General features: G+C 61.6%; 21 protein-coding genes and 1 pseudogene. 11 read left to right on the forward strand and 11 right to left on the reverse strand.

All coding sequences use genetic code 11. The annotated features are described in order from the left end of the window. Positions 1-53: 53 nt before the first annotated feature. The 7 genes from PYH37_RS17720 to PYH37_RS17750 all read right to left on the reverse strand — a co-directional run bounded on the left by PYH37_RS17720 (position 54) and on the right by PYH37_RS17750 (position 9,847). Positions 54-509 carry a DUF983 domain-containing protein gene (locus PYH37_RS17720; protein WP_280732780.1) on the reverse strand — a complete coding sequence of 152 codons (456 nt, stop codon included), beginning with the start codon at positions 507-509 and terminating at the stop codon, positions 54-56. Between the two features lie 46 nt (positions 510-555). Beyond that, positions 556-2,925 (reverse strand): ribonuclease R, encoded by a 2,370-nt coding sequence (gene rnr, locus PYH37_RS17725; RefSeq protein WP_280736082.1) that lies wholly within the window; start codon positions 2,923-2,925, stop codon positions 556-558. A gap of 2 nt (positions 2,926-2,927) precedes the next feature. Next, entirely contained in the window at positions 2,928-5,597 is a 2,670-nt protein-coding gene (gene topA, locus PYH37_RS17730) for a type I DNA topoisomerase (RefSeq protein ID WP_280732781.1), read from the reverse strand. A gap of 228 nt (positions 5,598-5,825) precedes the next feature. Further along, positions 5,826-6,977 (reverse strand): DNA-processing protein DprA, encoded by a 1,152-nt coding sequence (gene dprA, locus PYH37_RS17735; RefSeq protein ID WP_280732782.1) that lies wholly within the window; start codon positions 6,975-6,977, stop codon positions 5,826-5,828. Beyond that, positions 6,977-7,588, reverse strand: coding sequence for a glycerol-3-phosphate 1-O-acyltransferase PlsY (plsY, locus tag PYH37_RS17740; protein ID WP_280732783.1), 612 nt, complete (start codon positions 7,586-7,588; stop codon positions 6,977-6,979). The genes dprA and plsY overlap by 1 nt, the downstream gene beginning before the upstream one ends. A gap of 28 nt (positions 7,589-7,616) precedes the next feature. Further along, positions 7,617-8,909, reverse strand: coding sequence for a dihydroorotase (locus PYH37_RS17745; RefSeq protein ID WP_280732784.1), 1,293 nt, complete (start codon positions 8,907-8,909; stop codon positions 7,617-7,619). Then, entirely contained in the window at positions 8,906-9,847 is a 942-nt protein-coding gene (locus tag PYH37_RS17750) for an aspartate carbamoyltransferase catalytic subunit (protein WP_280732785.1), read from the reverse strand. The genes PYH37_RS17745 and PYH37_RS17750 overlap by 4 nt, the downstream gene beginning before the upstream one ends. Before the next feature lie 158 nt (positions 9,848-10,005). Between PYH37_RS17750 and PYH37_RS17755 the strand changes: the two genes are divergently transcribed. Then, positions 10,006-11,658, forward strand: coding sequence for an acyl-CoA dehydrogenase family protein (locus PYH37_RS17755; protein ID WP_280732786.1), 1,653 nt, complete (start codon positions 10,006-10,008; stop codon positions 11,656-11,658). Here the strand turns inward: PYH37_RS17755 and PYH37_RS17760 are convergent. Beyond that, positions 11,640-12,575: an AEC family transporter gene (locus PYH37_RS17760; protein ID WP_280732787.1), complete on the reverse strand. Its 936-nt coding sequence runs from the start codon at positions 12,573-12,575 to the stop codon at positions 11,640-11,642. The genes PYH37_RS17755 and PYH37_RS17760 overlap by 19 nt on opposite strands. Before the next feature lie 287 nt (positions 12,576-12,862). Between PYH37_RS17760 and PYH37_RS17765 the strand changes: the two genes are divergently transcribed. Continuing rightward, entirely contained in the window at positions 12,863-13,000 is a 138-nt protein-coding gene (locus PYH37_RS17765) for a hypothetical protein (RefSeq protein WP_280732788.1), read from the forward strand. Further along, positions 12,997-13,335 carry a DUF6105 family protein gene (locus PYH37_RS17770; protein WP_280732789.1) on the forward strand — a complete coding sequence of 113 codons (339 nt, stop codon included), beginning with the start codon at positions 12,997-12,999 and terminating at the stop codon, positions 13,333-13,335. The genes PYH37_RS17765 and PYH37_RS17770 overlap by 4 nt, the downstream gene beginning before the upstream one ends. Here PYH37_RS17770 and ruvX read toward each other — a convergent pair. Then, positions 13,278-13,766, reverse strand: coding sequence for a Holliday junction resolvase RuvX (gene ruvX, locus PYH37_RS17775; RefSeq protein WP_280732790.1), 489 nt, complete (start codon positions 13,764-13,766; stop codon positions 13,278-13,280). The genes PYH37_RS17770 and ruvX overlap by 58 nt on opposite strands. A 174-nt stretch (positions 13,767-13,940) precedes the next feature. Between ruvX and PYH37_RS17780 the strand changes: the two genes are divergently transcribed. From PYH37_RS17780 to gatA, 3 genes are all read left to right on the forward strand, one after another. Beyond that, positions 13,941-14,645: a metal-dependent hydrolase gene (locus PYH37_RS17780; protein WP_280732791.1), complete on the forward strand. Its 705-nt coding sequence runs from the start codon at positions 13,941-13,943 to the stop codon at positions 14,643-14,645. A 109-nt stretch (positions 14,646-14,754) separates the two neighbouring features. Next, positions 14,755-15,042 carry an Asp-tRNA(Asn)/Glu-tRNA(Gln) amidotransferase subunit GatC gene (gene gatC, locus PYH37_RS17785; protein WP_280732792.1) on the forward strand — a complete coding sequence of 96 codons (288 nt, stop codon included), beginning with the start codon at positions 14,755-14,757 and terminating at the stop codon, positions 15,040-15,042. A 48-nt stretch (positions 15,043-15,090) separates the two neighbouring features. Further along, positions 15,091-16,572 (forward strand): Asp-tRNA(Asn)/Glu-tRNA(Gln) amidotransferase subunit GatA, encoded by a 1,482-nt coding sequence (gene gatA / locus PYH37_RS17790; protein WP_280732793.1) that lies wholly within the window; start codon positions 15,091-15,093, stop codon positions 16,570-16,572. Positions 16,573-16,693: 121 nt separating this feature from the next. Here gatA and PYH37_RS17795 read toward each other — a convergent pair whose 3' ends face one another. Further along, on the reverse strand, positions 16,694-16,948 hold the full coding sequence (locus PYH37_RS17795) for a YjhX family toxin (RefSeq protein WP_280732794.1): 255 nt from the start codon (positions 16,946-16,948) through the stop codon (positions 16,694-16,696). Between the two features lie 356 nt (positions 16,949-17,304). On the opposite strand from PYH37_RS17795, the gene gatB reads away from it, so the two are divergent. From gatB to PYH37_RS17820, 5 genes and pseudogenes are all read left to right on the forward strand, one after another. Further along, entirely contained in the window at positions 17,305-18,807 is a 1,503-nt protein-coding gene (gene gatB / locus PYH37_RS17800; RefSeq protein ID WP_280736083.1) for an Asp-tRNA(Asn)/Glu-tRNA(Gln) amidotransferase subunit GatB, read from the forward strand. A 2-nt stretch (positions 18,808-18,809) separates the two neighbouring features. Further along, positions 18,810-19,307, forward strand: coding sequence for a GNAT family N-acetyltransferase (locus PYH37_RS17805; RefSeq protein WP_280732795.1), 498 nt, complete (start codon positions 18,810-18,812; stop codon positions 19,305-19,307). A 36-nt stretch (positions 19,308-19,343) separates the two neighbouring features. Further along, positions 19,344-19,809, forward strand: a pseudogene (locus PYH37_RS17810) (N-acetyltransferase family protein). Positions 19,810-19,917: 108 nt separating this feature from the next. After that, positions 19,918-20,313 carry an NADH:ubiquinone oxidoreductase subunit NDUFA12 gene (locus PYH37_RS17815; RefSeq protein WP_280736084.1) on the forward strand — a complete coding sequence of 132 codons (396 nt, stop codon included), beginning with the start codon at positions 19,918-19,920 and terminating at the stop codon, positions 20,311-20,313. A gap of 120 nt (positions 20,314-20,433) precedes the next feature. After that, complete coding sequence (locus PYH37_RS17820; RefSeq protein WP_280732796.1) at positions 20,434-20,871, forward strand: DUF2155 domain-containing protein; 438 nt, start codon at positions 20,434-20,436, stop codon at positions 20,869-20,871. A gap of 55 nt (positions 20,872-20,926) precedes the next feature. Here PYH37_RS17820 and aat read toward each other — a convergent pair whose 3' ends face one another. Then, on the reverse strand, positions 20,927-21,541 hold the full coding sequence (gene aat / locus PYH37_RS17825; protein WP_280732797.1) for a leucyl/phenylalanyl-tRNA--protein transferase: 615 nt from the start codon (positions 21,539-21,541) through the stop codon (positions 20,927-20,929). Positions 21,542-21,547 lie beyond the last annotated feature (6 nt).

Genomic DNA, 21,547 nt, shown 5'->3' on the forward strand with positions numbered 1-21,547 from the left:
CTTGGGTGTTTCAGACGGAGGCGAGGGGAGACTGGCGCTGCCGCGCTCCGGCATCATGCCGAAGGGTCTCGCTTCGGCAAGACGTCTTCCGGCCTATCTTCCTCACCGCCGAACCCATGCATTTTCAAAGCCCATTGCAGCCCGATGACTGCGCCCTTCACCGGTTGCAACAGGCCTATCGAACTTGCAAGCGTGACCGGTGCCCAGATCGCCAAATGCTGCCATGTCGAAAGCGGCAGCACGAGGTCCGTCATCATGTAGCCGCCGAGTACGAGGTGGCCGACGATCGTGACGACGATATAAGGGGGGAAGTCATCGGCGCGGTGATGGTCCATGCGCTCGCCACAGGCGCTGCAGGCATCCACCGATTTGATGAAGCTGCGAAACAGGCGTCCGCTGCCGCAGGCCGGGCAACTTCCGAGAAAGCCGCGCTTGATCGAGCGGCCAACAGGCCGTTCTTCCTTCTGCGCTCCGCCGAGCTGAAGCATATCCGTTGCGGTTGCCTTCATGTCATTTCCTTCGTCTCGAACGGGCAGTAGCTCCGCCGGCCGATTATTACCGCCCGCCGCGTGGCGGTCGCGTGCCCGGTCGCTTGCGTGCGCCGGCGCGATCGCGGCGGCCCGCCTTATGGAACGAGCGCGTCGCCGCTGGCATTTTTCGCCCCTCGCTCAACATCTCGAAGCGAAGCGCACCGGCAAGCGGTACCGCTTCGACAAGCTTGACACGCACCGGGTCGCCCAACCGATAGCCAAGTCCGGATTTTTCGCCGGAGAGGGCCTGGTGCGCTTCGTCGTAAATGAAGTAGTCACGCCCGAGCGTAGATATAGGGATGAAGCCGTCGGCACCATAGGCGGGGAGGGTGACAAAAAGTCCCGCCTTGATCACGCCGGAAACGCGTCCGTCGAATTCCTCGCCGACACGACCGTTCAGGTGATGAGCGATGAGCCGATCGACAGTGTCGCGTTCCGCCGCCATCGCGCGTCGTTCAAAGGTGGAGATTTCCGCCGCGATGTCGTCCAGTACGCCTTCTTCCTGCGGCGTGATTCCGCCTTCACCGAGGCCGAGCGTTCCGACCAGGGCGCGGTGCACGATCAGATCCGCATAACGCCGGATCGGCGAGGTGAAGTGTGCATAACGCATCAGGTTTAGCCCGAAATGGCCGATATTCTCCGGGCTGTAGATGGCCTGACTTTGCGAGCGCAACACCATCTCGTTGACTATCGTCTCGTACGGCTTGCCGTCGGCTTTCGAAAGAATCCCGTTGAAATGGTTCGATCGCATGCTGCCGCCCTTGGCGAGCGAGATGTCGAGGGTCGCAAGGAACTCGCGCAAGCTTTCCTGCTTGGCAAGCGAGGGCTGGTCATGGACGCGGTAGATCAGAACCTGCCGCTTCTGCTCCAGCGTTTCCGCTGCCGCGACGTTGGCCTGGATCATCATTTCCTCGATCAGCTTATGGGCATCAAGGCGGTCCGGCACGAAGACGCGATCGACAGTGCCGTCCGGCTTCAGGATGATCTTGCGTTCAGGTAGATCGAGTTCGAGCGGCTGGCGCCGCTCCCGGCCGTGACCGAGGATGCGATAGGCCTCCCACAGAGGTTTCAGGATCGTTTCCAGGATGGGGCCGGTTTTCTCGTCCGGGCCCCCGTCGATCGCAGCTTGCGCTTGGCTGTAGGAAAGCTTGGCGGCGCTCCGCATCATGATGCGGTGGAACGTGTGGCCCGCTTTGCGGCCTTCCTTCGAAAAGCGCATCCGCACCGCCAGTGCCGGACGGTCGACGCCTTCCTTCAGCGAGCAGAGGTCGTTGGAAATGCGCTCGGGCAGCATCGGCACGACGCGGTCGGGGAAATAGACCGAATTTCCGCGTTTCAACGCCTCGTTATCGAGCGCCGATTTCGGCCGCACATACCAGGAGACGTCGGCGATCGCGACCGTGACGATCACGCCGCCAGGATTATCCGGCGAAGGATCGGGCTCCGCATAAACGGCATCGTCGTGATCCTTGGCGTCTGCGGGGTCGATCGTGATGAGCGGCAGCGCGCGCCAGTCCTCCCGATGGGCCATGGTTGCAGGGGTCGCCGCTTCGGCTTCATCGAGGACGCGTTGCGGAAAGATGTGCGGGATTCCGTGCGCGTGAATGGCGATCATCGAGATCGCCTTCTCGGAGGCGACCGAGCCGATGACGGTCTGCACCTGCGCGCGCGGCAGTCCGTAGCGTCCGACCCGCGCAAGATGTACCTCGACGAGATCGCCGTCCTTGGCTTCGCCGGTGAACTCCGGGTCGACGAGAACTTCCTCGCCGCGCTTGTCGATCGGCATCAGCCGGCCACCGCCGCCCGGGGTGGCGCGGAAAACGCCGAGCACCGCATCCTTGCGCTTGTCGAGCACCTTGATGATGCGTGCGGTGTAGGCCGGGCCGCCGCGGTCCTTCGAGGGGAAGATCTTGGCGAGGACCCGATCCCCGAGGCCGCCGACCGGCGTCTTGCCCTTCGCCTTGCCAACTGCCGACTGCCGGATAAGAACCGCCGGCGCGACGCCGTCGTCATCCAGCCACTCCGCCGGCCGACCGATCAGTTCGCCGTCAATGTCGCGTATGGTGATGTCGAGAACGGTGACTGGCGGGAGGCTGCCCGGCCGGACGAGCGACTTGCGCTTCTTTTCGACGAGACCGTCCTCCTCCAGCGAGCGCAACAGGGCCTTGAGCTCGGCTCGGGCCTCCCCCTTAAGACCGAATGCCTTGACGATTTCCCGTTTTGAAGCTTGCTGCGGGTTTTCGGCGATGAAGCGCATGAGCACGTCGCGCGGCGGAACCGCACCGTGAATGATCGGTTCTTTTTCGGAGACAGATGCCGCCTTGGCCGCGCGCTGGGTCTTTTTGCCTGCGCCCTTTGCGGGCCGTTCGGTCGGGTCGCGCGGAATTCTGGTCAACATCAGTCCTTCTTGGCTTTTGCGGCCGTCTTCGGTTTAGCCTTGGTCGCGGCCTTCGCTTTGGCACTCTTTGCTGCACCATTCGCGGAAGCCTTGGTGGTCTTCGCCGCAGTCGATCTGGTTTTGCCGTTTTTCGTTGCGCCGCCCTTGCCGGCGCGCTCGGCGATCAGGGCAAGCGCCTCTTCGACGCTGATGGATTGCGGATCCTTGCCCTTCGGCAGGGTCGCGTTGACCTTGCCCCAATTGACGTATGGGCCGAAGCGTCCGTCGCGCACGGTGATCGCACCGCCATCGGGATGCTCGCCAAGTTCCTTCAGAGCCGCCGCTCCCGTACGCCCGCGCCCGCCACCGGCCGCCTTCGACTGCTTGTCGGCCAGCACCGAAACCGCACGGTTGAGCCCGATCGAGAAGACATCCTCGATCGAGTCCAGATTGGCATAGGTGCCGTTGTGGAGAAGGAACGGACCATAGCGGCCGAGTCCGGAAGAAATCATCTTGCCGGTTTCCGGATGTGGGCCGATGTCGCGCGGCAGCGAAAGAAGGGCGACGGCCTTTTCGTGATCGATCGATACGGGCGTCCAGCCCTTCGGCAGGCTGGACCGCTTCGCATCCTTGCCGTCGCCACGCTGCACATAGGGCCCGAAGCGGCCGCTGCGCAGCGTGATTTCTTCGCCCGTATGTGGATCCTTGCCGAGGCTCTGCGGCTCATTCGACGCGGACGCTTCCGCATCGCCGTTGCTTTCGGAAGAAAGCTGGCGCGTATAGTTGCACTCCGGGTAATTTGAGCAGCCGACGAAAGCGCCGTATTTGCCGAGCTTCAGGGAAAGCTTGCCGGTTCCGCAAACCTGGCAGATGCGTGGATCGCTGCCGTCCTCCCGCTTTGGAAAGACGAGCGGCGCCAGCTCTTCGTTGAGCGCGTCGAGCACATTGGTGACGCGCAACTCCTTTGTGTCCTCGATCTGGGAGAAGAAGTCGTTCCAGAACTCGCGCAGAACATCCTTCCAGTTGAGTTCGCCGGCGGAAATCTGATCGAGCTTTTCTTCGAGCGATGCGGTGAAATCATATTCCACATAGCGGGTGAAGAAGCTCTCGAGGAATGCCGTCACGAGGCGGCCCTTGGCCTGCGGCACCAGCTTGCGCTTGTCGGTCGTGACATAGTCCCGGTCGATGAGCGTGGTGACTGTCGCGGCATAGGTGGAGGGGCGGCCAATGCCGAGCTCTTCCATCTTCTTGATCAGCGTCGCTTCGGAATAGCGCGGCGGCGGTTCGGTGAAGTGCTGTGTCGCGTTGATCTTCTGTTTGGCGAGAGCCTCGCGCGCGTTGATCTCCGGCAGACGACCGCCTTCGTCACCCTCGTCCGCCTGCTCGCCATCTTCCTTCATGTCGGTGTAGGCGGCGATGAAGCCGTCGAAGCGGATGACCGAACCGGTCGCCCGCAGACCGGCCCTCTTGCCGCCGTTGTCGGCGGTAATCTCCGCAGTCGTCCTCTCGATCTCCGCAGACGCCATCTGGCTGGCGATGCCGCGCTTCCAGACGAGGTCGTAAAGCCTCAGCATGTCGCCGTCGAGAAAACGGCGCACCTGGTCGGGCGTGCGGTTGAAATCCGTCGGACGGATGGCCTCGTGCGCTTCCTGGGCGTTCTTCGCCTTGGTGGAATAGAAGCGCGGCTTTTCCGGCATGTAGCGTTCGCCGAACTGGCTGCCGATCGCACGGCGTGCGGCATCGATTGCTTCCGGCGCCATCTGCACGCCGTCGGTACGCATATAGGTGATGAGACCGACCATCTCTCCGCCGATGTCGACGCCTTCGTAGAGCTTCTGCGCGACCTGCATCGTGCGCGATGCCGAAAAGCCCAGCTTTGACGATGCCGCCTGCTGGAGTGTCGATGTCGTGAAGGGCGGCGACGGATTGCGCTTGACCGGCTTTGCTTCGACGCTGTCGACCACGTAAGTCGCGCCATCGAGCAGCGCCTTCAGCCGATTGGCCTCCTCGCTGTTGCCGATCGCCTTTGGCTGCAGCCGTTTGCCCTCCGCCGAGACAAGGCGCGCTTCGAATTCATCGGCCCGTGGCGTTTTGAGAAGCGCCGAAATGTTCCAGTATTCTTCCGAAACGAAGCGTTCGATCTCCCCTTCGCGATCGCAAACGAGGCGCAGCGCCACCGATTGCACGCGTCCGGCCGAGCGAGCTCCCGGCAGCTTGCGCCAGAGGACGGGCGAAAGGTTGAAACCGACGAGATAGTCGAGCGCGCGGCGGGCAAGATAGGCATCCACCAGCGAAATGTCGATGTCGCGCGGCTCGGCCATTGCGTCGAGCACGGCCTTCTTCGTGATCGCATTGAAGACGACGCGCTTGACCGGCTTGTCGCCGATGACCTTCTTCTTCTTGAGCAGATCGAGCACGTGCCAGGAGATGGCCTCACCCTCGCGATCGGGGTCGGTGGCAAGAATTAAACCATCGGACGACTTCACCGCGTCGGCAATATCTTTCATCCGTTTCGCGGAGGCGGCATCGACTTCCCAAGACATTTCGAAGTCTTCATCCGGACGGACCGAACCATCCTTCGCCGGCAGATCTCGCACATGGCCAAAGGAAGCAAGTACCTTGTAGCCGGGGCCCAGGTACTTGTTGATCGTCTTGGCCTTGGAAGGCGATTCCACCACTACAACATTCATCGTCATTCTCTGAGACAATCTGTTCTGGCAAAGCGCAAGCCCTGCGCGCCGATTATTGACGCCACGAAATGGACAGGGATTCGGGCGCGGTCAAGAGGGTTCCCTGAAAATAGCGATATCGCGAGCGACCGCAACCAAACGGCAACATTCGCCGTTACGCAACCAGAGGTCGTCTCTCTTCCTGTTTTGCAGGTGCCCCGATGTGGCAAACGGCGGCCGGTCGAAAGGTCATTCCTGCGGCGCGAGAGATACTAGGTTCCCCCCGTGCCGCGAGAGCTGGCCTGCAAGATCGAGTTCCAGAAGCACCAGATGGATCTGCGAGGCGGAAAGCTCCGTATGGCGGATGACATCGTCGATCGCGACCGGTGTCGGTCCGAGCGCCTCGATAATTCGGGCGCGGTCGCTATCATCCGGTGCCGCAGGCGTCGACCGGCTGTCTTCAACTGCCGGCTCCTTGACGTTGAGACGGGCGAAAAGATCTTCGCGGCTAAGGGGAGCTAGCGCCTCGAGCACATCCGCCGGAGATGTCGTGACGATCGCACCCTGTTTCAAGAGGTCGTTGGTACCATGACAGCGCGGATCGAGCGGGGAGCCCGGGACGGCAAAGACAAGCCTGCCGAAATCGGCGGCATAACGAGCGGTGATCAGCGAACCAGAGCGGCTGGCCGCTTCGATGATGGCAACGCCGAGGCTCACTCCGGCTATGAGCCGATTGCGCCGCGGAAAATCGCGTGCACGCGGCTCCCAGCCGAAAGGCATTTCGCTGATCGCCAATCCTTCACCGGACGTGATCTCCTGCAACAGCGCAACGTTCTCGGGCGGATAGGGCTGATCGAGCCCGCCGGCGAGCGCGGCGACGGTGCCGGTTTGAAGACTGGCGCGGTGGGCGGCGGTGTCGATGCCGCGAGCAAGCCCGGAGCTTATGACATAGCCGGACATACCCGCGTCGCGGGCGATCATGGCCGCAAATTTCGCTCCGCTGACCGAGGCGTTGCGCGAACCGACGATGCCGAGTGAGGGGCGGGTTACCGCCTTGAGATTGCCTTTGACGGCAAGAAGTGGAGGGGCGCCGTCGATCTGCCGCAAGGCGGGCGGATAGTCGGGTTCGCCGATGCCGACGAACACGGCGCCGAACCGATACGCCGCCTCGAGTTCCCGTTCGGCATCGGCAGCAGTTGCGACGCGAACTGCCCGAGCCGAGCCGCCGCGCCGGGAAAGCTCGGGTAATGCGTCGAGCGCGGCCTCTGCCGTACCGAAGTGATTGATCAGGTCCCGGAACGTGGCGGGGCCGACATTGTCGCTGCGGATCAGGCGCAGCCAAGCGATTTTCTGCCGTTCCGTCAGCGCGACCCCGGTTCGTTGAGCGCTGGCGTTCAGCATTATCCGTTTTCTCCGATCCTGCTTTCGGTGCCGCTCAGCAATCGTTGGATGTTGGCACGATGCTTGATCCAGGTGATGAGCGTCATTACGGCAAAGAGCACAGCCACGTTTCCGTGTCCAGTTGCATAAAGCGCAATCGGAGTAATGGCGGTTGCAACCAGGGCCGAGAGGGAGGAATAACGCGTGATCCTCGCCATCGCGAGCCATATCGCGCCGAACACGAGCACCATGACCGGAGCAAGGCCGAGCAGCACGCCGATATAGGTCGCGACGCCCTTGCCGCCCTTGAAGAAAAGCCAGACGGGATAGAGATGACCGAGAAAGGCAGCAAGGCCGGCGGCGATGCCGGCGTCGATACTCCACTGGGACGCGATCGCGGCAGCGGCCGTTCCCTTAAGGGCGTCCAGGAGCAGTGTGGCCGCGGCAAGCTTCTTGTTGCCGGTCCTGAGCACGTTAGTCGCGCCGATATTACCCGAGCCGATCTTGCGAACGTCGCCCAGTCCCGCCATGCGGGTGAGAATGAGGCCGAAGGGTATCGAGCCCAGAAGGTAGCCGAAGACGAGGCACAAGAGCGTTGCAGGCAGTCCGAGCTGCCAGGAAAACATATCCATCGGTTCCTCCCCGCCTAACCCGTTCGGCTCACAATGAATGAACGAGTTTACCGGCAACATAGGTTTGCACGACACGGCCGGTAAAGCGCGCATTTTCGAAAGGCGTGTTCTTTGAGCGGGAGACCAAGGCTTCCTTGTAAAGAACCCACGGCTCGTCGAGATCCAGCACGGCGATGTCCGCCTTCGCGCCCGGTTTCAGCGTACCGGCGGCGAGGCCGAAAATTTCGGCCGGGCGCGTGGACACCGCATCGATCAGCCGCATCAGCGGCACCTCGCCACTGTGATAGAGCCGGAGGGCGGCCGCCGCCAGCGTCTCGAGGCCGATCGCGCCATCCGCAGCATCTGCAAAGGGCAGCCGCTTGGTGTCCACGTCCTGCGGATCATGCGAGGAGACGATGATATCGATCGTGCCGTTGGCAAGCGCCTCGACCATCGCCACCCGATCGTCCTCACCGCGCAGCGGCGGCGACAGCTTGAAAAACGTCCGATACTCGCCGATGTCGTTCTCGTTCAGCGTCAGGTGGTTGATCGAGATGCCGCAGGTGACATTGGTCCCACGCTCGCGCGCCACGCGGACCGCCTCGGCCGATTCGGGAACGGAGATCTTGGCGGCGTGGTAAGCGGCCCTGGTCAGACCGGCGATGCGCAGGTCGCGCTCGAGTGGGATGATCTCGGCCTCGCGCGGCACGCCTGGAAGGCCGAGCAAGCTTGCGAGCAGTCCTTCGTTCATGACGCCATTGGCGCCGAGGTACTTGTCGCGGGTTTCAAGCGCGATCACTGCACCAAATTCCCGCGCGTAAGTCATGGCGCGACGAAGGACCAGCGTATCGTGAACCGGCTCCCTGCCGTTGGTGAAGCAGACAGCGCCGGCATCGCGAAGCAATCCAAGCTCGGTCATCTCTTCGCCGAGCAATCCCTTGGTGAGGGCGGCGGCCGGGTGGACGTTGACGAGCGCCCTGTCGCGGGCGGTCTTCTGCAGGAACTGAACGAGTGCGATCTCATCGATGACGGGATCGGTGTCCGGCATGGCGATGAACGAAGTGACCCCGCCCGTCGCTGCGGCCTTTGCTGCGGACTCGATCGTCTCACGGTGCTCGCTGCCCGGCTCGCCGACGAAGACCCGCGCATCGACGAGACCTGGGACGGCGACGAGGCCGGCGCAATCCTTCACGAACGCGCCGTCCGGTGCGCCCTGGTTCTGCGCATCCTTTCCTGCCGCAAGGATCCGGCCGTCGCTCCCGACGATGACAGTGCCTGTCTCGTCGAGATTTCGGGATGGATCGATTATACGCAGATTTTTCAGAACGAGTGGTCTGGTCATAGGCGCGGCCCCTGGTTCTGCGAGAGGAGAAGCGTTTCCATCACTGCCATGCGAACGGCGACCCCCATCTCCACCTGCTGTTCGATGACGCTTTGCGGCCCGTCTGCGATCTCGGAGGCGATCTCGACGCCGCGATTCATCGGCCCCGGATGCATGACCAGCGCATCGTCCTTCGCCGCCTTCAGCTTTTCCGCGTCGAGGCCGTAGTAGTGGAAATATTCGCGCACCGACGGCACGAAGGAGCCGGCCATGCGCTCGCGCTGCAGGCGAAGCATCATTACCACGTCCGCGTTCTTCAGGCCTTCCGCCATGGAATGGTAGACCTCCACACCCATCTGGGCGATCCCGGCGGGAAGCAAGGTCGCCGGTGCGACGACACGCACACGCGCACCCATCTGGTTGAGGAGCAGGATATTGGACCGGGCAACGCGCGAATGCAGCACGTCGCCGCAGATCGCGACGATGATCCGGGAAAGCTTGCCTTTGGCACGGCGGATCGTCAGCGCGTCGAGGAGCGCCTGCGTCGGATGTTCATGCTGACCGTCGCCCGCATTGACGACGGAGCAGGAGACCTTCTGGGCGAGCAGCGCCGCGGCGCCGGCCGAAGAGTGCCGGACGACGAGCACATCCGGGTGCATCGCGTTCAGCGTCATCGCGGTATCGATCAGCGTCTCGCCCTTCTTCACCGAGGAGTTGCCGACGGACATGTTCATGACGTCGGCGCCGAGCCGCTTGCCGGCCAGTTCGAACGAGGATTGGGTCCGTGTCGAGGCCTCGAAAAAGAGATTGATCTGCGTCAGTCCGCGCAGCGTCGACGTTTTCTTCTCCCTTTGCCGGGAGATTTTGACGGCTTCGTCGGCGCGGTCGAGCAGGAGCGTGATATCCTGTTCCGTCAGCCCCTTGATGCCGAGCAGGTGGCGATGCGGGAAAGTGATCATAAGCCGCCCTTGCATTTCTGGAATTTGGCTCGCTCTATAAAGCGTGGCCCCTGGCGCGGCAAGCGGCGCACGGCGCCTTGCGAGGAAAACTTGTGCGGGGCCGGTGATCTTCCCGCGCGCCTGTTTCGCACCCGCGAAACTTGCGCTAGAACCGGCGCATGAATCAGATGAACCGGACCGAACAGAAACTCGCCGAGCTGAACCAGCCCAAGCCCTGGTCCGGTATCAACGCCTATCGTTCCGATCCGCTGGTGGTCGATATCACCTCGAGCATGCCCAAGGCGCTGCGCGACGAATTCGACGCGCTCGGCCGTTATGTGACCTCGCCGGAGGCGCAGGAGCTGGCACGCATGGCGAACGAGGGCGTTCCGAAGCTGAGGACCCACGGGCCGCGCGGCGAGCGCCTCGATGTCGTCGAGTTCCATCCGGCCTGGCATGCGCTGATGCGCCGGTCGATGACGACCGGATTGCACTCGTCCGCCTGGGAGAATTTGCCGGACGAGCAGGGTCGATCGCACAAGGCGAGGGCGATCCGCTTCTATCTGACGGCGCAGCTCGAATGCGGCCATCTCTGCCCGCTGACGATGACGAGCGCCTCGGTTGCCGCGATCACCGCCTCGCCTGCCGTCCAGAAGGAATGGGCGCCGAAGATCCTCTCCCGCAAGTATGATTCGTCCAACCGGCCGTGGATGCAGAAATCCGCTGTCACGATTGGCATGGGTATGACGGAAAAGCAGGGCGGCACGGATGTGCGCGCCAACACGTCTACCGCCGAACGCGTGGGCGAGGGCATCTACCGTTTGAACGGACACAAGTGGTTCATGTCCGCGCCGATGAGCGACGCCTTCGTGATGCTCGCACAGACACGCGAGGGACTCGGTTGCTTCCTGGTGCCCCGGCTGCTCGAGGACGGTGGCGCCAATGGCTTGCGCTTCCAGCGGCTGAAGGACAAGCTCGGCAACCGCTCCAACGCGTCCACCGAGGTCGAGTTTTCGGATACTTTCGGGTTCTTGCTTGGAGCGCCGGACGCCGGCATCCGCACGATTCTCGACATGGTCACCCTGACGCGGCTCGATTGCGCGCTGGCTTCGGCCGGAATGATGCGCGCCTCGCTCGCCGAGGCCGTGCATCACACCCGCGGTCGCAAGGTTTTTGGCAAGGCGCTTGTCAGCCAGCCGATGATGACGCGGGTTCTCGCTGACATGGCTCTCGACGTCGCTGCTGCAAGTGCGCTCTCGTTCCGCCTCGCGGAGGCTTTCGACAAGGCCCACAGCAGTGCCGAGGACGCCGCGTACGCCCGCATTATGACGCCGGTGGCGAAATACTGGTGCTGCAAGATCGCCCCCGCCTTGATCTACGAGGCGATGGAGTGCCTCGGCGGCAACGGCTATGTCGAAGAAAGGGCGCTTGCCCGCCACTACCGCGAGGCGCCGGTCAACGCGATCTGGGAAGGCTCCGGCAACGTGATGGCGCTCGACGTATTGAGGGTGCTCGGACGCGGCAAGGAACTGTTCGAGCAGCTCTTCGCGGTCTTCGGTCGTGATCTTGGCCCTGCCGGTCGAAAGACGGTCGAAGTCCTGCGTGCAGCCATGTCACTCTGCGAGCGCGATGAAGGCGCGGCGCGCATGCTGGTCGAGCAACTGGCGCTCGCTGCGGCCGCGGCCGAACTCTATCGGCTCGGAGCCGGGCGCATCGCCGATGCGTTCCTGGAGTCGCGGCTGGCTGCCGGCTGGCGCTCGACCTACGGCATGCTCGATTCGCGCTTTGATTCGGCCTACGTGCTCGATCTGCTCTATCCGGCAGCGACATAACGGGTGATGGAAAGGACGAGCGGTATGGTGAAGAACGACACGGCCGTTTGTACCGTGGCGACGGCGGCGTAAAGCTCCGCATCTCCTCCCATCTGCTTGGCAAGAAGATAGCCGTTCATCGCGGTCGGAACGGCAGCACCAAGGGCGATGACCAGCAAGGCATCGCCGCGGATGCCGAGCAGGGCGCTTGCGCCGACCATGAAGACAGGCATGACGATCAGCTTGAGCGCCACCGCGAGCACCGCGGCTCCGCTCGGCTTCAAGGCATCCGCGATCTTGAGGCCGGCGCCGACCATGATTAGACCGAGGCTGAGTGAGGCGGTCGCCAGCATGTCGATCGCCGTCATTACGGGCGTATAGAGCTCGACACCTGCGAGATTGAACAATATCCCAAGTGCCGACGAGACGATGAGCGGATTGGTGATGATCTTCAAAAAGAAGTATCCGAGCCCGCGGCTGCGCCCGCTGAACCAGACCAGCACGGCAACATTATAGAAGTTGATCGGGATGATGATCAGCGTCATTACCAGCGCGGTCAGGCTGAGGCCGATCGCGCCGTAAAGCTTTTGTGCGATCGCGAGCGCCATGAACCCGTTCCAGCGCGTCGCGGTCTGAAAGATCGACGTGAAGGAGGCGCTGGAAATCCGCCTGCTGCGCAGGAAAGGCCAGGTGAGGAGGAGCGCTGCCGCCATCAGCGTCACGCTGCCGATCGTCGCGATCGCCGTCGCGTCCGCCTTCATTCCGGTGAAATCCGCCTGCGCCAACGTCGAGAAGAGCAGCGCCGGAAAGAGGAGATAATAGCCGAACTGCTCAAGCCCGACCCAAAGTCCCTGGTCGATGAGCTTCGTCCGCCGAAGCCAGATGCCGAGAAGCACGAGCAGAAAGACAGGCAGAATGCTTTCGAAAATAATCGTCATGACGAGCCCGAGCAGAAGGAGGGCCTACGGCGCCGCGCGTCTGATCAGACGCACAAAGGTCGCTGTAGCACTTTGAATTACCGCATGATTTTGCCCTTAAATCGGTTCCGATCTAAAGAATCATGCGACAGGCATAGTTCGCCGGATTGCCGCCCGCAAGCCGGAGTTCGTCTGTGAATATTAACCTTAACAAATGGTTTACGTTGCGCAGGGCCGCCGAGCGCGGAGATACTGCTTCGCAATTCACTGGAAATCCGGAGCGGAGCGGCTCGGTGAGAACTGGCTTATTGATCATCACAATGATGTTTTTTGCCGGACTGGCGCTGGACATAGGCAGCCTCGCGGTTGCGCTGGTCGCGTTTGTTCTGGCGGAACGCGCGATTTACCCGCTGTTTCGCGAGCCGAGCGCGGGGAGGGCAGCATGAAGTGGCTTCTGATCTTCTGGGGCGGCCCCGTGGTGCTTTTGACCGGCTGGTATGGCCTATCGTACCATGACATGAGCTTCGGCGTCTTCATGTTGACCCGCGAGGCGCATGATCTGGTATTTCGCGTCTACGGGCATGTTCTCGGAATTCCGCCGGAGAGCATTCCGCCGCTTGTTGCCCGGGCGATGGTTGTCGACAGCCTGATCGTATTTGCTCTCGTCGCGCTCAGGAAACGCCGGCAGATCGTCGCGTGGTATCGGTCCCGTTTCGCCGCGGCTCAATCGCCGGAATCGCTGTCGGCCGCGAGCGAGGCCAATCTGTCCAGCGCTCCCTGAAGGATGAAGGAGGCGGCAGCCGAGTCGATGCGCTCGGCTCGCTTCTTTCGGGAAACGTCCATCTCGATCAAGGCCCGCTCCGCCGCGACCGTCGAAAGCCTTTCGTCCCAGAGCACGAAGGGAATGTCCGTCTTCTCTCCCATATTCCGCACGAAGGCCCGGGTGGCTTGGCAGCGTGGCCCTTCGCTGCCGTCCATGTTGATGGGTAGTCCAATGATAAAGGCCGCAATCTTTTCCCTTGCAGCCATCGAGAGAAGAGCCTCGGCATCGACGCCGAACTTGACGCGGCGGATCACGCCGCGTGGCGTCGCAAAGCGCCGCCCGAGGTCGGACACCGACACGCCGATCGTCTTCGTGCCAAGATCCAGACCGGCGACCGCCTGGCGGGGCGGCAGCCATGCCGCCAGTTCTTCGATGGTGAGAATTGCCATGAGATTTGCCGATTCGATCTTTCCAATGATCTCGTTTGATCCATATGCTGGCCGACGAGACAAATCACAAGAGCGGATCGAGGAAACGCCGGCAGCGGTTTTCGACCGTCGTCAACTTATCAGAAGCGACCGCGCTGGATTGATCCGAATCCATCATGGTCGAAGGAGAATCTCATGAAGATCAAATGGCTGGGCCATTCCGCCTTCCATATCGAGACCGCGAAGTCCAAGATCCTGATCGATCCGTTCTTCAGCGGCAATCCGGCGTTTCGCGACAGCGAGCGCAAGGCGGCGACGGCAGGGCTCACGCATATCCTGCTGACGCACGGCCATGGCGACCACGTCGGAGACACGGTGGCGATCGCCAAGGAAACGGGGGCGACGGTCCTTGCCAATTTCGACCTTTGCATGTGGCTCGGTCGGCAGGGCCTGTCGAAGCTGGAGCCCGGCAACACCGGAGGCACCATCCAGCTCGGTGCGTTCTCGGCAACGTTCGTCAATGCGCTTCACTCCTCGGCGCAGATCACCGAAGATGGTGTCTCTCATTCGCTCGGCAACGCCAACGGTCTGGTTCTTCACTTCGATGATGAGCCGACGCTCTATCACATGGGCGATACCGATATCTTCTCCGACATGGCGCTGATTAACGAGTTGCACGAGCCGGATATCGGCATGGTGCCGATCGGCGACCGCTTCACCATGGGCGGTGCCGTCGCGGCTCTCGCATGCCAGCGCTACTTCAAGTTCGGCACTGTCTTTCCGTGTCACTACCGTTCGTTCCCGATCATCGACCAGACGCCGGAAACCTTCATAGCCGGTATGGACGGCGCCTCTACGTTTGTCGCAACGCCCGAGGTGGGCGACGTAGTCACGGCCTAGCGAAAGCCCTATGCGGCCGCCTTAGGCGGACGGCCCCTTGATTCCCCCGTTGCACGCCATGCAACTCGCCTTTATAGCGGGGGGAAATCTTCAGATACCGGAGACGATCATGTCCGTAGACATTGCCACCGTGAAGCGCGTCGCGCGCCTTGCCCGAATCGCCGTCAGCGAACAGGAAGCCGAGCGCATGACGGGCGAGCTCAATGGCATCCTCGGCTTCGTCGAGCAGCTCTCCGAAGTCAATGTCGAAGGCGTCGAGCCGATGACTTCGGTAATGCCCATGAAGATAAAGAAGCGGCCCGACATCGTTTCGGACGGCGACAAGGCGGACGACATCGTTGCCAACGCGCCGAATTCGGACCGCAACTTCTTCGTCGTGCCCAAGGTGGTCGAGTAACGAGCTGTCTCCCGCCCCGACCCCTTATTGCGAAAGTCCGATTGCACCATGACCGAACTCACGAGCCTTACGATCGCCGAAGCCCGCGCGAAGCTTTCCGCCAAGGAAATCACCGCCGTCGAACTGGCCGATGCCTATCTCGCCGCGATTGAGTCAGCCAACGAAACGATCAACGCCTACATCGCTGTCACGCCGGAAAAGGCGCGTGAAATGGCCAAGGCTTCCGACGTCCGTATTGCGGCCGGCAAGGCCGGCGCTCTCGAAGGCATCCCCCTCGGCATCAAGGATCTGTTCGGTACCGAAGACATTCATACACAGGCCTGCAGCCACGTTCTCGACGGCTTTAAGCCGCGCTACGAATCGACCGTCACCCAAAATCTCTGGAATGACGGTGCGGTTATGCTCGGCAAGCTCAATATGGACGAGTTCGCCATGGGCTCCTCCAACGAGACGTCCTATTACGGTCCCGTGAAGAACCCGTGGCGCGCCAAGGGCTCGAATCTCGACCTCGTTCCGGGTGGGTCCTCCGGCGGCTCGGCGGCTGCGGTCGCAGCCCATCTTTGCGCCGGCGCCACGGCAACCGACACCGGCGGCTCGATCCGCCAGCCGGCGGCTTTCACCGGCACCGTCGGTATCAAGCCCACCTACGGGCGCTGCTCGCGCTGGGGTATCGTCGCCTTCGCGTCGTCGCTGGACCAGGCCGGGCCGATTGCGCGCGACGTGCGCGACACGGCGATCCTTCTGAAGTCGATGGCAAGCGTCGACCCCAAGGACACGACCTCCGTCGACCTTCCGGTCCCGGATTACGAGGCGTCCATCGGCCAGTCGATCAAGGGCATGAAGATCGGTATTCCGAAGGAATATCGTGTAGAAGGCATGCCGGAGGAAATTGAGGCGCTCTGGCAGCAAGGTGTTGCCTGGCTGAAGGATGCCGGCGCCGAGATTGTCGACATCTCGCTGCCGCACACGAAGTATGCGCTGCCTGCCTATTACATCGTCGCGCCTGCCGAGGCGTCTTCCAACCTCGCGCGCTACGACGGCGTGCGCTATGGCCTGCGCATCGACGGCAAGGACATTATCGACATGTATGAGAAGACGCGCGCCGCCGGCTTCGGCCAGGAGGTCAAGCGCCGCATCATGATCGGTACCTACGTCCTCTCGGCCGGCTATTACGATGCCTATTACCTGCGTGCGCAAAAAGTCCGCACGCTGATCAAGCGGGACTTCGAGCTTGCCTTTCACGCTGGTGTCGATGCGATCCTCACACCGGCGACCCCTTCCTCGGCTTTCGGCATCGCCGACGAGGATCTCGCAGCCGATCCGGTCAAGATGTACCTGAACGACATCTTCACGGTGACGGTTAACATGGCGGGGCTTCCGGGCATTGCCGTGCCGGGCGGGCTCGACCACAAGGGCCTGCCGCTCGGGCTGCAGCTCATAGGCAAACCGTTCCAAGAAGAAACGCTGTTCAAGACGGCGCATGTCATCGAACAGGCAGCCGGCCGCTTTACGCCGGCCAAGTGGTGGTGACGCGTAAAGAGGCTGCGAGCCAGAAGTGACCTGAGCCGAGATCGGCCGACTCTTTGTCCGGATACCGGAGATGGGCGACACCCCCGGTATCCAACCTGCAGGTTGGGCGCTTTGCCGGTGCTCAGCGGTTGTCGAGCTCCGATCTGACGAGATGCAGTCCGCGTTCGGTAATGCGATAGGGCTTACCGGCCGACGATTTGATCGCCCTCTTGCGTTTCAGCTTGCGGAAAAGCTCGAGATCAACGCCAGGATAGACCCAGCCGTCTCTCGTAAAGCAGCGAATTTCCGCGATCGCTTTGCCATCGCGGGTGATTTCAATGCGGCCGCCCTGGGCCAAATGGTGAAGAATGCGCTGTTCTGCGCGTGAAATGTCCATGGTTGAGTATTCCGGAATGGCGTTCCTGAGAACGCAGAAAACGTTCCGCAAATCGTGAGATAAGCGGGGTTCACGTTTCCGGCCCGCGCGCGCAATCCTATTGATGCGGGCAGGGGCCCTTACCGGGACTCAGACTCAAGGTACATAAAGACTCCATTCGGACGTCAGGATTTCTAGGGAAGAGCAGCGTGACCGTCAAGATGATGTCGGGGCATCTTCAGCGGCAGCAGGACGGCGTGGCTCGGACGTCGGCAAGAAGCGACGCCTCGGCCGGCCGGCTGCTCTCAAGCCTTGCACCGGCGGATCAATTGCTCTACCGAGAAACCTCGAATTCAGGCTTCAAAGAAGAGCATGACATGAGCATTGTCGACGTCCGCACACCCGATCCGAAACGCTTCATTCCCGGAGCCACCGGCGACTGGGAAGTCATCATCGGCATGGAGGTCCATGCCCAGGTACTCAGCAATTCGAAGCTGTTCTCGGGAGCGTCGACGGAATTCGGCAACGCACCGAACTCCAATGTATCGCTCGTCGACGCGGCGATGCCCGGCATGCTGCCGGTCATCAACGAGGAATGCGTGAAGCAAGCTGTGCGCACCGGCCTCGGCTTGAAGGCCCAGATCAACCACCGCTCCATCTTCGACCGGAAGAACTATTTCTATCCGGATCTGCCGCAGGGCTATCAAATCTCACAGTACAAGGATCCGATCGTCGGCGAGGGCAAGATCATCATTTCCATCGGCCCGGACCGTCAGGGCCAGTTCGAAGATGTCGAGATCGGCATCGAGCGCTTGCATCTGGAGCAGGATGCCGGCAAATCCATGCATGACCAGCAGCCTTTGATGTCTTACGTCGATCTCAACCGCTCGGGCGTGGCGCTGATGGAAATCGTGTCGAAGCCTGACATGCGGTCGTCGGACGAGGCGAAGGCCTATCTCACCAAGCTGCGCTCGATCGTCCGCTATCTCGGCACCTGCGATGGCAACATGGACGAAGGCTCGATGAGGGCCGACGTCAATGTTTCCGTTCGCCGCCCCGGCGAGCCCTTCGGCACGCGTTGCGAAATCAAGAACGTCAATTCTATTCGTTTCGTCGGCCAGGCGATCGAATACGAAGCGCGCCGCCAGATATCGATCTTGGAGGACGGCGGCGTAATCGATCAGGAAACCCGGCTCTTCGATCCGAACAAGGGCGAGACCCGTTCCATGCGCTCGAAGGAGGAGGCGCACGACTATCGCTATTTCCCGGATCCGGACCTGTTGCCGCTCGAGTTCGACGACGCTTTCGTGGAGGCGCTGAGGGCGGATATTCCCGAACTGCCTGATGACAAGAAGGAGCGCTTCGTTCGCGATCTCGGGCTCTCCGTCTACGATGCTTCGGTGCTCGTATCCGAAAAGGCGATTGCTGACTATTTCGAGGCCGTGGCCGAAGGGCGTGACGGCAAGACGGCGGCGAACTGGGTCATCAACGACTTGCTAGGTGCGTTGAACAAAGCCGGCAAAACCATTGAAGAGACTCCCGTTTCTCCTGCCCAGCTCGGCGGTATCATCGATCTCATCAAAGCCGGGACCATTTCCGGAAAACTAGCCAAGGATCTCTTCGAGATCATCTGGAACGAGGGCGGGGATCCGGCGGAGATCGTCGAGACCCGTGGCATGAAGCAGGTCACCGATACGGGCGCCATCGAGAAGGCGGTAGACGAAATCATCGCCGCCAATCCCGATCAGGTGGAAAAGGCTAAGGCTAAGCCGTCGCTTGCCGGCTGGTTCGTCGGCCAGGTGATGAAGGCCACCGGCGGTAAGGCGAACCCGCAGGCGGTCCAGGCCCTGGTCAAGTCCAAGCTTGGCATCGAGGAATAGCGGTGTTCTTCGTCCGTACGGCAAGCGATCGCGACCTGGAAAAGGTGTGCGCCCTTTTGGCCGAGACATGGCATGCGACCTACGACACCTTCTACGGCGTCGACAAGGTCAATGAATTGACGGCCAAATGGCATTCGATCGGGGCTCTGAGAGCCCGGTTGCATCGGAAGAATGCGGAGTTTGTCGTTGCGGATAATGGCCGCGAACTGGCGGGCATGGGCTACGCCGCGATGTCGGATACCTTGAAAAAGACCGTCATCCTTCACCAGCTTTATGTTCTGCCGAAGTATCAACGGCACGGTATCGGCAGGGAGATGTTCGCAGAGCTTGAGACCTGTTTTCCCGATGCGGAGCTCATGCAGCTCGAAGTCGAACCGCAAAACCTGCATGCCCTGGCATTCTACCGGGCGCATGGGTTCTCCGAAGTCGGCAGGACAGCGAGTTGCGGAGACGAGGAATCCGGCGTGCCCGCGCTCATTCTGGAGAAGCGTCTTTCCTAACGTTGCGGCGGCCGGCACACGGGCGGGAAAACGGAAATGACGGTGGATGTTGATATTCGCGAAGCCGAACCGGCGGACCTGCCGGCAATCATTGCGCTTTTTCGCGAGTGACAGGGTCGGTGGACACGGCGATACGACTGAACCGGAAGTCTTCCGTGACTATCTAGCCGCCTTCGAACAAATCCGTGCCTCTTGTTACCAGGCCCTTTATGTCGCTCTGCTCGAAGGCGAGGTCGTCGGAACATTGCAGACGGCGAGCTTGATATCGCTCCCCGGCCGCGGCAGTTCCAGCCTCGTCATTGAGGCGGTACGGACGCGCGAGGACATGCGCGGCCTCGGCATCGGAGAATGTATGGTTCGCCACGCGATCGCGGAGGCGCGGCAGAAGGGAGCGTCGAAGGTCCAGCTCACGTCAAACGCGGCGCGTGTCGACGCGCACCGGTTCTACGAACGCCTCGGTTTCGAGCGCAGCCATATCGGCTTCAAGATGCGGGTGAAATGACCGCAGGCAAAGCGGAATCACTGGACAAGGCATGAGCGGCGCGGCATAAGCGGGTGCATAATATTGATATCCGGCTGCCTTCCCATCGGCCGGAAAAGGACGATGCCCATGAAACTTCTGCTGCAGATTTTCACCTGGTGGAACGGACAGACGATCGGTACGCGTTTTCACACCTGGCGCCATGGTGAGCGTGTGGGCGAGGACGAATTCGGCAATGTCTATTATCAGGGCGGCAAGGATTCCGAGGGCCGGACGCGCCGTTGGGTGATCTATGACGGTCCCGCCGAGGCATCGGCCATCCCGCCGGGCTGGCACGGCTGGATGCATCATCGTACCGATGTTTCCCCTGCCGACGAAAAATATGCCGCGCGTGAGTGGCAGAGGCCCCATCGCCCGAACCTGACCGGCAGTCCCTATGCCTATCGCCCGAAGGGATCGCTTGCCGGCAGGGGGCAGCGCCCGCGCGTTACCGGTGATTACGACGCCTGGACGCCGCGCTCCTGAGCGTTTTCACAATCTGCACGCATGCGAACGAGACATGTCGATCACGGCGCAGCCACATTTGCGGGTTAGCGCCTGATGTCTATCAAGGATGAACGAAAAGCGCGCGGGAGACTGGCGGAAATGGCGTGTTCCTCTCTGCAGAATTGGATCGGCCGGACGGGGCTTGCTCTTGTCGTGGCCCTGCCTTTGATTTCCGCCACGGAAACGGCGGCCACGCGCCTTTCTAGCCCGGTCGCCATCTTTTCCGGCATCGACAAGATCACCGGCCGCATCACCACGTTTGACGTCTATATCGGCGAAACGGTGCAGTTCGGCGCCCTGCAGGTAACCCCACGCGTGTGCTACAGCCGCGACGACACGGAAGCCCCGAAGACGACAACCTTCGTAGAGGTCGATGAAATCACCCTCGACCGCAAGATTCGCCGTATTTTCACCGGCTGGATGTTTGCCGATAGCCCGGGCCTTAATGCCGTCGAGCACCCCGTCTATGACGTCTGGTTGCAGTCCTGCAAGGCAAAATCCGACCTGCCCCCGCCGGATACAGCGGCGAAGCAATAGCGCTCATTCAACGGGAAGCGGCTAAGACCGGACCGGCGATCAGAAGCGGATCTACCTAAAACGCAAGATCCGGCGAGGCGATCGCCTTCGCGAGCAGAACTTCATATTCGGCTTTAGGCACATCGATCGCTCCGAACGATTTCAGGTGTTCGGTCGTAAATTGCGTATCAAGGAGCTGGAAGCCCTTTGCGCGGAGCCGCTCCACGAGGTGAACGAGGCAAATTTTCGAAGCGTCCCTGCGTCGCGAGAACATGCTCTCGCCAAAGAAGGCTGCTCCTAGCGAGACACCGTAGAGGCCGCCGACAAGCGTGTTGCCTTCCCAGGCTTCGACGCTGTGGGCATAACCCATATGGTGAAGTGCAGCATAAAGAGAGCGGATCTTATCGTTGATCCAGGTCGTCGGCCTGTCACGTGCGGGTGCTGCACATCCGTCCACCACCGCTTCGAAAGCCGTGTCGTAGCGAATGTCGAAGGGGCGCCTGCGAATCGTCTTGGCAAGACTGCGTGAGACGTGGAAGCGATCCAGCGGTATGACGCCGCGGATTTCCGGTTCGACCCAGAAAAGTTCCGGATCATCGGCGGAATCGGCCATGGGAAACAGGCCGATCGAATAGGCGCGCAACAGCATGTCCGGCGTTATGTCCGGTTGTCTGCTGCGCGGCCCTTTCAAAGCAGT

The organism is Sinorhizobium numidicum (assembly GCF_029892045.1).
Classification (GTDB): Bacteria; Pseudomonadota; Alphaproteobacteria; order Rhizobiales; family Rhizobiaceae; genus Sinorhizobium; species Sinorhizobium numidicum.